Source organism: Bacillus sp. EB106-07-01-XG149 (assembly GCF_058791555.1).
In genome coordinates this window covers 64,385-76,703 of record NZ_JBYTDP010000003.1, presented here as the reverse complement: position 1 = coordinate 76,703, position 12,319 = coordinate 64,385, and the positions used below count along the sequence as shown (strand labels likewise).

Genomic DNA, 12,319 nt, shown 5'->3' with positions numbered 1-12,319 from the left:
GTCACCTTCTTTCTACTTTTTCAAAATCTGAATTCAAATTTAATATTTCTGTTAGTCCTGTAATATCAAATAATCTTTTTAGTCTTTTAGATACACCAATAAACTCTAGTTTTCCATCATTTTTCTTAATTGCTTTTAATAGCGCTATAAAAACGCCTAAACCTGTACTATCCATATAATCTACCTTATTAAAATCTACTACTATATAAACTTCTTTCTCACTTGCAATAGGCATTACCTTATTTTTTAAATCTGATGCCGTATACGCATCAATCTCACCATTAAGTTGTACTGTATAACCTAAATCATTTTGCAAAATATTTATTGCCAAATTCATCATTTCCGCCCCCTTATCTCAAACTACTACTATTTAATTACCCATAAAAACTAGTTTTAAACATATTTTTTCATTTTAATTATAAATAAATTTTCTACACCTTTCTCAGCTTAACACTAAAAAAAATACTACCAAATGTTTAAACCTTATAAATTTGTGTATGTATAATGTATAAACATTATTTTTAGGGGGATCTATCTATGGAAGAGCACAACTTTAAAAAGGGAGATTTTGTTCAATTTTCTTATCGACACGATCATGCTACAAAATTAATTGGTTCCATTATTAACATACTAACGAATACAATTGTAGTTGATATAGGCAATAGCGACGACTTATCTCATATAGAACCAAGGCAGGTCGTAAGAATAAATAATTGTAAAAAAGTAACAATGGTTTAATACATATTAGAAAGTATAATTTTAATGAGTGGGGGTTCTTCATCCTCCACTCATTCCTATGTAAAATACATAAAAAAAGCATCCAAATTAGTTTAATTGGATGCTTTTTTATGTATTTTTATCAGTTCATTAACCTTATAGCTATATATAACAAACTTAAGATTATTATTCATTATAATACTTACGCTTTCCGTAGCATTCTAGAAAAGAATGTAACGATTAAAATAAAGACGATTGCACCTAATAAAGCTGGAAGAATAAAGATGCCTCCCCATTCAGGACCCCAATGACCAAATAACGCACTACCTACCCAAGATCCGATTAATCCGGCAATAACATTACCAACTATACCTAAAGGAAAGTCTTTTCCCGTAATCATTCCAGCTAACGCACCAATAAGTCCACCTACAATACACGTAATAATAAGTCCCATAATTAGACCTCCTATATTATTTTTATAATGGATTTATCAAGCTTTGGCGTTTAACCAAAGCTTGATAAACATGTATTATTCTTTGTTATCCAATCCATCACTTATCTTTTGTTTCACTTTTCCGACTTTTCCTTTTACAGTTCCCTTCGTCTTCTCCCACTTCCCTTCATTTTTCAACTCTCTATCTTCTGTAACTTCACCAATTCCTTCTTTTACTTGCCCCTTTTTCTTTTCAACTTTACCAGTAATTTGTTCTTTTAGCCCGCTCTCACTCATATTTCCAATCTCCTTTTCGTAATAGATTTATAGATTTAAAGGATACAAATTTAAATAGAATATGTGCATCTTCTTTCTTGTAACCATTCACCGATTCTTTCTAAATCCTTAACGAATAACAAGATTTTTCCTTCATCCAGTTTTTCTTCATAAAAGTTAGCTTCTTCCTCATTAAGTCCTAACTCTTGCATCTTATTTCTTAACTGATCTCCCGTTTTTTGAAAGACGTTAATAATGCTTGTCCCAAGTCCCTCCTCTTTTATTCCAATTGTATTCACGTCTGCATTGTCTGCGATTCTATCTGTCCTTTCTTTCTCATGTGTTAATACGTAAATATCTTTTTGGTCTATCCCTTTCTTCACTAGATCATTCGCCGCATTCATGACCTCTTTCTCCGTAATAAATTCATATACAAAAGGTTTACTATACTTCGTTTCCATCTTTAACTTCCTCCTCTAAAATGAATTATTTGTTATATTATATGTAGTACACCCATTTTCGAAATGTTAAACATAAAATATGAAAAAAGTTATGTGAATTTTTTCTATCCTAAAACTAGTAGAACAAATCTACTTACAATAACTACCTGAATTAACAGAAAATTGTTATAATTTAAGTTAAGGAGGGATACTATGAAAAAAATCATATCTATATGCGCTCTAACCGCTCTATCTTTCACTTTAATAGGATGTACAAGCACCTCAGCTACAGATAAAGCTTCACAAGCTAAGCAAGAACATACACAAACTACCTTTCAATTAAACTCCGCAAATATTACAGATATTGAAATACTTAGCACGATAAATAACAACGTTTCAAAATCTCAAACAGACAACGAAGAAATGATACAATCTATCGTTTCAGCAGTTCAAAAAGGCACACCTAAAACAATCACACTAGATCAAAAAAAGAGAGAATCAGCACATTCTACTATTACCGTTACATATAAAGATGACGCAAAAGAAGAGTTTCTTGTGTGGGTTGATAATAAAGAGCAAGTTACGATTGCTAAAGATGAGAAGAAAGATAAAGTTGAAGGTGTGACAATGAACATTAAAGACGCGAAAATGATGAAGGATTTTTTAAAAAAATTCTAATATAATTGATGTAAAAAAAGAGTAGGATTACATCCTACTCTTTTTTAATCCTGTCCAATAAATAAACTTTTATAAAATCTATTTAAGGTCTAATTTTGCTAAATCATGTTGTAAAACATTATTTCCTTCTTGTGGATTAAATACTATTGCACTAAGACCAAAAACATTAGTAACAACATCTCTATCTTTCGAACGAATGATTCTTACTTCATAAGCAAAAAGCCTTGGAGGAAGAGCTACTGAACGAAAAGTAACATATCGATTAGGTGCTAATGTTTGTGTTGAAGGGTCTACTAATGGTAACAATACCGGCGAACCCGATGACCAATCAAACATTTCAACAGTTACTGTATGAGTATCATCTGGATCAACATTCATAGCTTCCACCGTAAGAAACAACGTAGCGGAATGTCTACGTAATATACCCGTTGACAAAGTTTCATTGTGATGTTTATAACATTTTCCAGGAGGATGACCATAGCCATAACTCATATCAATTCCCCCCTTTCATTTACAATTAAGGACAAACATTCCTTATAATATATAATGCTATTATTATTTTTAGTGAAAGGTATAAAAGCGGATTTCTATCTGTATGTTTGGATATTTTGTTTTTTATTTATTCGCCCTTAAAGAATCATATAGATTCTCCTGTTTTGCCTTTGAACTCCTTCTAAGAATAAATCTATTTTGAAAAGGACCTGCTCCATTTATTCGTAAAAGCATAAAGTAAATGGAATCCGTTAAAACACATGAGTGAACCTTTGTTTTCCCTCTCCTATTTAAAGGAGGAACTGTTATGGGATTTGGTGGTAGTTGTGGCGGCTGTGGCTTCGCTGGAGGATTTGCTTTATTAGTTGTATTGTTTATTCTATTAATCATCGTTGGAGCGGCTTGCTTCTGCTAAAAAACTATCGAAAAGACACTCATGTGAGTGTCTTTTCTTCATATGTAAAAAAAGCCCGCCTATTTCCGTAGGCGGGCCTTATCTTTATTACACAATAAGAAAGTATACTCTCTTTTCCTCTGAATTTTTATGTAATTATACATATTCACGACAATGCATGTAGTAAATTCTAAATTGTAGGCATGCTCTATAAAATTGCTTCTTTTAAAAGAAGCAATTTTTATTAACTTTAGTTATATAGAGTCACCATACATAAAAAGTAAAAAAGAGGAGTAAAACTTCACTCCTCTTTTTTACTTTTGGATTTTAACACTCATTAGATCGCTACTAGAATTTTGCTTCTCTACGCTTATCTCTATTTTAAGATTGTTTTTATTTATATCAAATTTACCTGTGCGTGTATTAGAAGCCACTATGTTATCAATCTCTGTACTCAAATTTAAGTTTGGATTTATCATAGTGATCCACTTTTTCCCTAAATCTATTAACGCATTCTTACCTTGACCTCTATCAATTACAAAATTAACGGTAAAGTTACTTTCATTATCGCCTTCTACAGTGAAATTCCCATTAAATTCTGGAATCCCTTCTAATACCGGAGAGAATAACACGACCTCTGAACGTGGACCGCCTATCGCTATATATTTTAGCTCCGCATTATGTTTTGCGTTAATTCCAGTAATAAGATTTTGTGCTTCCTTAGATATAGATTTTTTTAATACCGAAGAGCTATCCATCCAACCTTCATAATAATAAATGAGCTCGTCTGCTAACTCTTGCGGGATAACAGTAGGCTTTGACTCAGGCTCTATTTCTGGTTTTTCAAATTTAATAATTGCATTGTATAAAAATTGTGCATACTGCTCACGAGTTACAATTTTGTAAGGTTCAAACATATTATCGCCCGTGCCAGCAGCAATTTTATTTTCTTGTAATGCGCTAATAGCATTTGTTGCCCAGTAATTTTTATTTACATCTTTGAAAGTGGTAGTAGATGTCGATTTTAAATGAAAGGCATTTGTTAATACAGCAGCCAATTGTTCACGTGTTAAAATACGATCTGGACCAAATTTCCCATCGCCAAATCCACTTATAATACCAGCCTTACTAAGAGTTAAAATTTCTTTTTCAAACATATGATTTTTCACATCAGTGTAAGGGTTTGGTAAGTTAGGTTCATCCGCTGGCTTCAAGTAGGCATATAACATTCTTGCTACTTGTCCACGTGTAATACTATCACCAAAACCAAATATTCCATTTCCATAACCGGATACAATATTTTTCTCTTGTAAATCCATAATCGCTTTATAAGACCAGTGATGTTCAGGAACATCTTTAAATCCTATCGTGTTTTCTGCTTGCACATTTGTTAGAGGAGTTAGTGTTGTTGATGCAATAACTGTCCCTGCCAAAATTAATTGTTTAAAATTCATAATTGAATCCCCTTATCCTTAAAATAAAATGTTCATAAAGAATATTGCACACATCTTTTTCCATATTAACATATAAAAACCTTAATTTTAGGTTTATTTTGGATATTTTAAGTATATTATTCCATTTAATATTGTTCGCAAAATAAAAATCATAATAACTTGTTTCCAATGCGCATTCTTTCCCTTTATCCATTTTAAAAAGATACCATTTACGAACTCAAAAAATCCCATCAAAGCGTCAGCTTTAAGGGGATTTCTCCTATCATCTCCTCTCTTCATACAACCGATTTGCTTTATAAGAGCAAACAAAATACATACATGTCACAACAGGGATAAACGTCCAAAACAGTCCTCTCATTAATGCAAATGGCGTTTCAAATAAGAATGACCATAGAAATGATACGCCTTGCTTATCCCATAATCCTGGCGTCAAGTATAGTTCTTTCGGATTTACAAATGCTTCTACATTAATCGTATTATTATACATAAATAGAAATAATATCGGCAAATAACAGATCGCTAATTCTAAAAAGGTTTTAGATAGACGTTTATACTTCCCTGCTCGTGACATTTGATCTGAAAAAATGTCATCTTCACTTTCTTCATTTATCTTTTTAAAATAGTACGTACCTGACCACCGATTACCAGCTATATGCTCCCAGCCACTATCTTCAAATAATGTGCAGTAATTAATAAATTCACTTTTTCTACTAAATACTCTATGGTCTATTCTAATCGTCGCATCTTCCGGCTCTGTATATCTAAATGTATAACCAAATGTATTGCTTTCTAGTTGATAGCCTTTCCAAGCCATCTCTTCTAACCATTTTTCCTCTTTCTCAAAGTCTAAAAAGAATTTCAATCTCCACATCATCGTTTCCCCCTAACTATACGTGTAATAAACTCTTTGTAACCTCAATAATGTGTTGCATTCTCATAAAGTCTAAGTGCAATACTTCTTTCCCACGTTCCGTAATGACATACACTTTTCTTCGTTTATCTTCACTTTTTACCGATTCTATTAACCCTTGTTTTAATAAATTTTCAACCGCACCATACAATGTACCCGCTGCGATTTTTACTTGATGATTACTCAGTTCCTCCACCTTTTGCATAATTAAATATCCATGAGCTGGCTCTAATAAAGCTAAAAGAACGTAATACGTTGTTTCCGTTAATGGTAAATTTTTATCTCTATTCATAAAGACCTCCAATGTAACGATAAGTATATAGCTAAACTATATAGTTGAACTGTATAGTTTAATTTTATACAGTTAGACTGTATATGTCAAATGCAGGAATGACTTTATACCCCATAACAAAAACGCTACCTTTTTAAAAGATAGCGTTTTTGTATTATCCTTGCTTATTCTTCGCTTTCATTTGCTCTTCATAAACAAACTTTGCGGTCATAAAATCGTTAGGAAAATCTCCCAATGCCTTCTTCATCACGTTCAATTCTTCTTGTGATTTGATCTCTACTCCGTTTAAGAAATCAAATGCTTTTGATTGTTCATCCGCAACAAAGTTTTGCGTCATATAGTCATCTTGGAAGTCTTGCTTCGCTTTTTCTTTCACTTTGTTCATTGCATCTGTTTTATTTATACTTTTCACAGGGTTTGCGAATGCGCCTGTAGGTTGTTCTGGTTTCGGCTCTTCTTTCGTTTCCGGCTGTGGAGCTGGGGCTGGTTGTTGCTTAGGTTGTTCTTGTTGAACTGGCTGTTGTACTACTTCTTGCTCTTTTTTCGCTAATTCATCTTTTAACTTCTTAACTTGCGCATCAAGAGATTTTTTTTCAGTTTCTAATACACTCATATCACTTTTTAACTTTTGCATTTCTTCATAATGTTCATCTACTAATTTATTGTATTCTTTCTCAGTGTACATTTTTTCACTAGTTGATGTCGTTTTTCCCTTCGCAATAACTACATTAATAATTACAAGTAACACTATGATTCCTATTAACGCAGCTAAAATCTTCTTTTTGTTCATTATTAATCCTCCAAAATGTAAAATTACCAAAGTCATCATAACAGATGCAGCTACGTTCCTTTGTCATATTTTGTCGAACTAAAATAATAAAAAAGCATCTGAAACAGATGCTTTTTCTCATTCTCACTACATAAACGTAATCGTCACTAAAGAATATCCTTCTTTTGCATTATACGGCTCAGCTTTATAAGAAACACGGTTCGCCCCTTGCGGATAACCAATCTCTCCAATTACTTTTTTCACATCTTGCAATGCGCCATCCATTGATTGTTTATAAAGGATTTCAATCTTTGGTGACTTTGCGTTATAACGTTGCTGCATTTTATTTTTGAATTCATTATAGTTGTTTGCAATGTATTCATTTCCTAAATAATTTAACTTTGTATCTTTTAAAATTTGCTGATATGCAGGGTTTTTCGTACTACCTGCCGCAATTTTATTTGTTAATGTACTATAATAATTTGTTGTAGCTTGCGGATAGTCACTTCTGTTCCACTCATGATTTCTTGCAATTTGTTCATCTGATAAGTTGAAATAGGAATACGTAACGCGGCCTTGTTCATCTGGCACAGGATCATCGAATGTTGTATCAAGGTGATACCATTTGTTTTCGATTTTCACTAAATTCCAAGCATGAGGCTGACCGTCTCCAGTTCCTACTACAAAATGATTCTCAATACCTGCTTCTTTTAATAATTGATAGGTTAATAGTGCGTAACCTTGGCAAACCGCAGAACGATTTACGAGTGCTTCATATGCGGTGTAAGCTTTATAAGACGTATCGTAAGAAATATGCTTTACGACATAATCATGAATCGCCTTCACTTTTTCATGATCATCCATTCCAACTTGAGTAATAGAAGAAACAATTGCCTTTGCTTGCTTCATTACATATTCCGTTTGTTCTTTCGTTTCACGATATGTAATCTTTAACGTAAACGTATAATTTCCAGGTGATCCAGAAATTCCATATGAAACATTCGATCTATTATAATTTGTATACTCATTTTTACTTGCGACTTCTTTATAGGCGTTGAAAAGTGTCTTCATTACTTCTTCCTGATTACCATTTTTCGTTTTATATGGAAGTGTAATATTCGTTTCGTACGCATTAATACGCTTTTGCACTTCATCTTTAAATGCTGCTAATAATGCTGTATCTCCTGTATCTTGCACCGCAACTTCAGGCTTTTTATATTTCAAAGTATTATATAAAAACTGTGCATACTGTTCACGTTTTACTGTGCTAGTTGGTTCAAATTTCCCTTCGCCTGTACCAGAAGCAATCCCGTTTGATTGCACCGCACTAATTGCATTTTCACCCCAATAACCGCTTGGAACATCATTAAATGTATGCTTTTGTTTCGCAGAAAGATGGAAAGCGTTTGTAAGAATTTGTGCCATTTCTGCGCGATTCACAGGAGCTTTCGGTCTAAAATTCCCTTTCTCATCCCCTTTAAATACCCCTGCATTCGTTAACATTAAAATTTCCTCAGGAAACATCGTAGAGTTTTGATTAATATCGCCATAAGGATTATTAAACTTAGATCCATCCTTTAATACATAAAGAGCATTATTGCTACTAAACGTTCCGCCTTGTTTATTCGGTAGCATAACTCGATACACTAAAGCAGCAACTTGCTCCCTCGTCGCAACATCTCCAAAACCAAATATCCCATTTCCATAACCGGAAATAATATTTTTACTCGCTAAATCTTTAATCGCTGGATACGACCAATGCGATGTAGGCACATCAGAAAAAATACCCGCCTCAGCAGCTCTCACATCACTGCCATTTGTATACAATAAAGCACCACCAATAAGTGATAATGATGTAATTGATTTTAATAGTTTTGTGTACATAAGTCCTTCTCCCAATACGTTCTCTATTTTATATTTTGTCGAAAAATCTAAAAGAATATGACAAACCATATTATACTATTAAAATTTTTTGAAGGATATATTAAGTTTTGAAATATGCAAAAACTCATATTATTATATTTTTCCGTATTAATATTATGTTGTTTTATTTATGGATATGTATAGGTAGTAACTCGTTATAACTCCCCTCATGGTAATCTCTAATTTTATATTGGAATTCTTTAAAATAATTCTTCTTTATTTTTTAATATAAGGAGTCTTGGATTTTCATTAACACTCCTGTAATATTATTAACAAAGAGTAAGGTAAGAGTTACTCTTTGCCATTTTAGAAGAGGTAGTTTTATTAAATTTTTCACCACTAACTATAAAAAAACATCTTATAATCATAATGTAACAAATTGATGCATTTAGGGTAGATCAACTGCCAGTTACACTAGAACTTATTCTTTTCATTCTTATAGTAATCAGTGCTGTTGGCTATTTAATAAAAGAATACCGACTATCATAATCTAATTTATAAAACATGAATTCCTTCGAATAAAACTCAATATTATGTCCATAATGTTGATAGGCTGTATGCCAACATTCATTTAGTTTTCTCTGTATCTCCTTGTATTGAGCAGTTAGCCATTGCTAGCTGCTCTTTTATATGTAACCTTATTAGACAAGTTTTCATATAATGTAGTCATTCCTTTCTTATAAAGTGAAACTTTAATCATTGAGGGTTTTGTTCATCCCCCAATGATTATCAGCCCTCACCAATAGGGGTTTTACGGGCAGCCCGCCCCCTACCTAACTTCTTTGCTTCCGTTGAATGTTAAGGTGGAGGTCTTACTGCCCGCAAATAGCGGGATAAATTAAACCCGTCACTTGGATTATAAAAATTGAATTATATCCTATAATTTTTTCAGAAATCATCCATATTTTATTTCTAAAAAAGTGCTTTGCTTTATTGAAAGGTGTTTGCGGAAACAACCGCCTTTTTATTTATGGCAAAATAAGATTTCTATTAAGCCTCATTACAAAGTATGTTATTACTGGTACAAGCTGGTATAATAAATACAGATCAAACATTGAAAGGAAATATGACAATGAAAAGATATTTTAACTTCATTTCACTTTTCTTAACTGTACTTGTAATAATTAATCTTACAAATATACATACAAAGTACCAATTCTTTATAGGTTCATCTATAGCATTATGTTTAACTATTATTTCTACAAATGAAATTATAAAATTCCTTGCTACTAGTAGCTTATTAGTTTACGGATTTGCAGCTCTTACTCTTTTAAGTATTGCTTGTTAACTTTCAATGTCGCTTTTTATTAAAATAGCGTTTTTATTTAATTTCATTACAATACTATAGAGGCACATACGATTTTTTCTTTGTTTATGGGTTCTTACGTAATAGTAAGAACCCTTTTTTCATGCCAATCACGATTTGTTCATGTTTTCAATACATTTATGGAACATTCATATGTTACGTTTGATAAATCTTTTTTTAAAAAAATCATATTCATTCTGTCAAAAAGCCCTAGTTCTCCTAGGGCCTTTTGCGTTCAAATAATGAGTTATAACTTTTTTCAATGAATTTAGGTATTTAACATGGTAAAATAATATTCGTATGGGATTCCAATACATATTATTAAAATTAAGATGGTTCAAGTCGCAGGAAGGCACCTTTGGGTGTCTTTTTTGTACATATTAAAATCCTCACCACCTTATGAAAACGGTAAGCCCTTTACAACAAACAATAATTGCAACTACATTACTTTTACATTACATTAAGGTTAAGGAATATTCTTTTACTAATAAAGTGCTAGATAGTAGGTGAAAAAATGGAATTTAACGATTTGGGTATTACCATTAAAGAACTTAGAATGAAAAAAAATATATCACAATCCGAATTATGTCATGGAATATGTTCACAAAGTCAAATTAGCAAGATTGAAAAAGGTATGATTTATCCATCTAGTATATTGTTATATCAATTATCAGAAAGACTTGGTATTGATCCAAATAATATATTTGCACTAACTCAAAACAAAAGATTAAAATATGTAGAAAATGTAAAATATGTAATAAAAGATTGCTTAAAGCAAAAACAATATAAAGAACTTTATGAAATAGTTAAAAAAGAGAAAAACTTAAATAATTTTCAAACAAAAGAAGAGAAACAGTTTCTAATATGGCACGAAGCAATTGCTATATTTATGGTGGATAAAACAATAAAAACTGCTTTAGATCTTTTAAATAATGCATTAAAACTAACTTTAACTAATTGTGATTTTTTATCAGAAAGAGAAATAGATATTATGCAAACAATGGCTATATTTTATGCGGAAAATAAAAATTATGAAAAAGGTATTAATATATTAAGAAGATGTTTAACTAATTTTAATAAGTTAGATTTTCCTAGAGATAAAGAAATTAAATTAAAAATCATATTAAATTTAGCAAAATGTTTAGACTCCACATTTCAACATGAAGAGGCAATAAAATACCTTGATAAGGGTATAAAATTAGCAATTAATCTAAATACTTTATACCTATTAGGTGAACTATTCTATTTAAAAGGTCAGTATTTATTAAAGATTAAACAACATAATGTAGAAGATGTTGTTTATAACTGGAAAAAAGCATTATTTATATTTGAACTAACAGAAAAAGAATATTATACAAAAATGCTACCAGATGAACTTATTGAAATACAAAATAAAAAACAATCATAATTTCGTACAAGCTACTTACAAAACCCACAGGAAAAATCCCTGTATTTTTAAAATTAAAGTGGTTCAAGTCACAGGAAGGCACCTTTGGGTGTCTTTTTTTGTGGAGAATCAGTTTAAAAACTAAAAATAAAAGAACCTCAATAAATGAGGTTCAAAAAATCTACTATTTTAAATTACCTTCGTAAAAAGCAACTCCATTTTGAACATGTTTTAAATACCACGTAATCGTCCCGCCACAAACATTTTCATTAAAACTATTAGCATATACTCCATTTGAGTAATAAAGAGTTCTTTTAAATTTACCATTAGAATACTCATAAGGAATTGAGCATGTTGCTTGCTTCGGAGAGCTCACAGCTTTTTGCGTATCAGCCGAAGTTGCCCCAATTCCTCCTGTTAATGCAATACCAGTTGCCAATAGCCCTACTACTAATTTCTTGAACATAATAAATCCCCCTTTAATAGTTTTTATAGCTTACAACTTAAATGTATCACTTTTGTAATTTTTGTAAATATATTGAATATGTAGAAATATTTATTTAATTCTTAGTAATATTGGGATTTTATTTTATCAAATGGAAAATAGAGGAGTTTAGAAAAGTATGTAACAATGCATAATAAATCAATCAGATATTATGATATACTCACAAAGAGCTGATACAAAATTTCTTTAGATTGGAAAACTAAAGTCTTATCTACCTAAAAGGAAGGCGCCTAATGGCGTCTTTTCTTTTAGGGAAAGGAATAAATTTTACCAGGATATATATGAAAATAAATCATCTAATTATAAAATAAAAAACGCTCATTTGAGCGTTTCATCTATATAC

At 31.4% G+C, this 12,319-nt stretch carries 16 protein-coding genes; 5 read left to right on the top strand and 11 right to left on the bottom strand.

The features are described from left to right. Position 1 precedes the first annotated feature (1 nt). Positions 2-340, bottom strand: a complete 339-nt coding sequence (gene rsbV, locus AC3WTA_RS12660) for an anti sigma b factor antagonist RsbV (RefSeq protein WP_002011067.1) — start codon at positions 338-340, stop codon at positions 2-4. A gap of 197 nt (positions 341-537) precedes the next feature. Here rsbV and AC3WTA_RS12655 point away from each other — a divergent pair, with 197 nt between their 5' ends. Further along, entirely contained in the window at positions 538-738 is a 201-nt protein-coding gene (locus AC3WTA_RS12655; RefSeq protein WP_000390988.1) for a methyltransferase, read from the top strand. A 181-nt stretch (positions 739-919) separates the two neighbouring features. On the opposite strand, the gene AC3WTA_RS12650 is transcribed toward AC3WTA_RS12655, so the two are convergent. The 3 genes from AC3WTA_RS12650 to AC3WTA_RS12640 all read right to left on the bottom strand — a co-directional run bounded on the left by AC3WTA_RS12650 (position 920) and on the right by AC3WTA_RS12640 (position 1,887). Further along, complete coding sequence (locus tag AC3WTA_RS12650) at positions 920-1,171, bottom strand: GlsB/YeaQ/YmgE family stress response membrane protein (RefSeq protein ID WP_000522902.1); 252 nt, start codon at positions 1,169-1,171, stop codon at positions 920-922. 75 nt (positions 1,172-1,246) lie between these two features. Then, a complete protein-coding gene (locus AC3WTA_RS12645; RefSeq protein WP_282914385.1) occupies positions 1,247-1,447 on the bottom strand; it encodes a CsbD family protein in 201 nt (66 codons plus the stop codon). Positions 1,448-1,497: 50 nt separating this feature from the next. Then, a complete protein-coding gene (locus AC3WTA_RS12640; RefSeq protein ID WP_000448807.1) occupies positions 1,498-1,887 on the bottom strand; it encodes a YflT domain-containing protein in 390 nt (129 codons plus the stop codon). A 192-nt stretch (positions 1,888-2,079) separates the two neighbouring features. On the opposite strand from AC3WTA_RS12640, the gene AC3WTA_RS12635 reads away from it, so the two are divergent. After that, positions 2,080-2,544: a hypothetical protein gene (locus tag AC3WTA_RS12635; RefSeq protein WP_000720854.1), complete on the top strand. Its 465-nt coding sequence runs from the start codon at positions 2,080-2,082 to the stop codon at positions 2,542-2,544. 78 nt (positions 2,545-2,622) lie between these two features. Here the strand turns inward: AC3WTA_RS12635 and AC3WTA_RS12630 are convergent, their stop codons facing one another. Next, on the bottom strand, positions 2,623-3,036 hold the full coding sequence (locus AC3WTA_RS12630; protein WP_000120202.1) for a hypothetical protein: 414 nt from the start codon (positions 3,034-3,036) through the stop codon (positions 2,623-2,625). A 307-nt stretch (positions 3,037-3,343) separates the two neighbouring features. Here AC3WTA_RS12630 and AC3WTA_RS12625 point away from each other — a divergent pair, with 307 nt between their 5' ends. Further along, positions 3,344-3,451 (top strand): YjcZ family sporulation protein, encoded by a 108-nt coding sequence (locus tag AC3WTA_RS12625; RefSeq protein WP_000505670.1) that lies wholly within the window; start codon positions 3,344-3,346, stop codon positions 3,449-3,451. Between the two features lie 293 nt (positions 3,452-3,744). On the opposite strand, the gene AC3WTA_RS12620 is transcribed toward AC3WTA_RS12625, so the two are convergent. The 5 genes from AC3WTA_RS12620 to AC3WTA_RS12600 all read right to left on the bottom strand — a co-directional run bounded on the left by AC3WTA_RS12620 (position 3,745) and on the right by AC3WTA_RS12600 (position 8,739). Beyond that, on the bottom strand, positions 3,745-4,884 hold the full coding sequence (locus tag AC3WTA_RS12620) for an S-layer homology domain-containing protein (RefSeq protein ID WP_001009755.1): 1,140 nt from the start codon (positions 4,882-4,884) through the stop codon (positions 3,745-3,747). Between the two features lie 262 nt (positions 4,885-5,146). Beyond that, positions 5,147-5,758 (bottom strand): DUF2812 domain-containing protein, encoded by a 612-nt coding sequence (locus AC3WTA_RS12615; protein ID WP_002108737.1) that lies wholly within the window; start codon positions 5,756-5,758, stop codon positions 5,147-5,149. A 13-nt stretch (positions 5,759-5,771) separates the two neighbouring features. After that, a complete protein-coding gene (locus AC3WTA_RS12610; RefSeq protein WP_001078066.1) occupies positions 5,772-6,086 on the bottom strand; it encodes a PadR family transcriptional regulator in 315 nt (104 codons plus the stop codon). A 154-nt stretch (positions 6,087-6,240) separates the two neighbouring features. Then, positions 6,241-6,876 (bottom strand): hypothetical protein, encoded by a 636-nt coding sequence (locus tag AC3WTA_RS12605; protein WP_001035219.1) that lies wholly within the window; start codon positions 6,874-6,876, stop codon positions 6,241-6,243. 126 nt (positions 6,877-7,002) lie between these two features. Further along, positions 7,003-8,739, bottom strand: a complete 1,737-nt coding sequence (locus tag AC3WTA_RS12600; RefSeq protein ID WP_000288194.1) for an S-layer homology domain-containing protein — start codon at positions 8,737-8,739, stop codon at positions 7,003-7,005. 1,111 nt (positions 8,740-9,850) lie between these two features. Between AC3WTA_RS12600 and AC3WTA_RS12595 the strand changes: the two genes are divergently transcribed. Further along, positions 9,851-10,066 (top strand): hypothetical protein, encoded by a 216-nt coding sequence (locus AC3WTA_RS12595; protein ID WP_002096823.1) that lies wholly within the window; start codon positions 9,851-9,853, stop codon positions 10,064-10,066. Between the two features lie 532 nt (positions 10,067-10,598). Beyond that, positions 10,599-11,492 (top strand): helix-turn-helix domain-containing protein, encoded by an 894-nt coding sequence (locus AC3WTA_RS12590; protein WP_000395489.1) that lies wholly within the window; start codon positions 10,599-10,601, stop codon positions 11,490-11,492. 163 nt (positions 11,493-11,655) lie between these two features. Here the strand turns inward: AC3WTA_RS12590 and AC3WTA_RS12585 are convergent, their stop codons facing one another. Then, a complete protein-coding gene (locus AC3WTA_RS12585; protein ID WP_000473840.1) occupies positions 11,656-11,937 on the bottom strand; it encodes an LCI fold-containing protein in 282 nt (93 codons plus the stop codon). Between the last annotated feature and the right edge of the window lie 382 nt (positions 11,938-12,319).

Excerpts from the sequence above, each read along its gene's own strand:
- rsbV (WP_002011067.1), bottom strand. The coding sequence starts at position 340 with ATGATGAATTTGGCAATAAATATTTTGCAAAATGATTTAGGTTATACA.
- AC3WTA_RS12655 (WP_000390988.1), top strand. The coding sequence starts at position 538 with ATGGAAGAGCACAACTTTAAAAAGGGAGATTTTGTTCAATTTTCTTAT.
- AC3WTA_RS12650 (WP_000522902.1), bottom strand. The coding sequence starts at position 1,171 with ATGGGACTTATTATTACGTGTATTGTAGGTGGACTTATTGGTGCGTTA.
- AC3WTA_RS12645 (WP_282914385.1), bottom strand. The coding sequence starts at position 1,447 with ATGAGTGAGAGCGGGCTAAAAGAACAAATTACTGGTAAAGTTGAAAAG.
- AC3WTA_RS12640 (WP_000448807.1), bottom strand. The coding sequence starts at position 1,887 with ATGGAAACGAAGTATAGTAAACCTTTTGTATATGAATTTATTACGGAG.
- AC3WTA_RS12635 (WP_000720854.1), top strand. The coding sequence starts at position 2,080 with ATGAAAAAAATCATATCTATATGCGCTCTAACCGCTCTATCTTTCACT.
- AC3WTA_RS12630 (WP_000120202.1), bottom strand. The coding sequence starts at position 3,036 with ATGAGTTATGGCTATGGTCATCCTCCTGGAAAATGTTATAAACATCAC.
- AC3WTA_RS12625 (WP_000505670.1), top strand. The coding sequence starts at position 3,344 with ATGGGATTTGGTGGTAGTTGTGGCGGCTGTGGCTTCGCTGGAGGATTT.
- AC3WTA_RS12620 (WP_001009755.1), bottom strand. The coding sequence starts at position 4,884 with ATGAATTTTAAACAATTAATTTTGGCAGGGACAGTTATTGCATCAACA.
- AC3WTA_RS12615 (WP_002108737.1), bottom strand. The coding sequence starts at position 5,758 with ATGATGTGGAGATTGAAATTCTTTTTAGACTTTGAGAAAGAGGAAAAA.
- AC3WTA_RS12610 (WP_001078066.1), bottom strand. The coding sequence starts at position 6,086 with ATGAATAGAGATAAAAATTTACCATTAACGGAAACAACGTATTACGTT.
- AC3WTA_RS12605 (WP_001035219.1), bottom strand. The coding sequence starts at position 6,876 with ATGAACAAAAAGAAGATTTTAGCTGCGTTAATAGGAATCATAGTGTTA.
- AC3WTA_RS12600 (WP_000288194.1), bottom strand. The coding sequence starts at position 8,739 with ATGTACACAAAACTATTAAAATCAATTACATCATTATCACTTATTGGT.
- AC3WTA_RS12595 (WP_002096823.1), top strand. The coding sequence starts at position 9,851 with ATGAAAAGATATTTTAACTTCATTTCACTTTTCTTAACTGTACTTGTA.
- AC3WTA_RS12590 (WP_000395489.1), top strand. The coding sequence starts at position 10,599 with ATGGAATTTAACGATTTGGGTATTACCATTAAAGAACTTAGAATGAAA.
- AC3WTA_RS12585 (WP_000473840.1), bottom strand. The coding sequence starts at position 11,937 with ATGTTCAAGAAATTAGTAGTAGGGCTATTGGCAACTGGTATTGCATTA.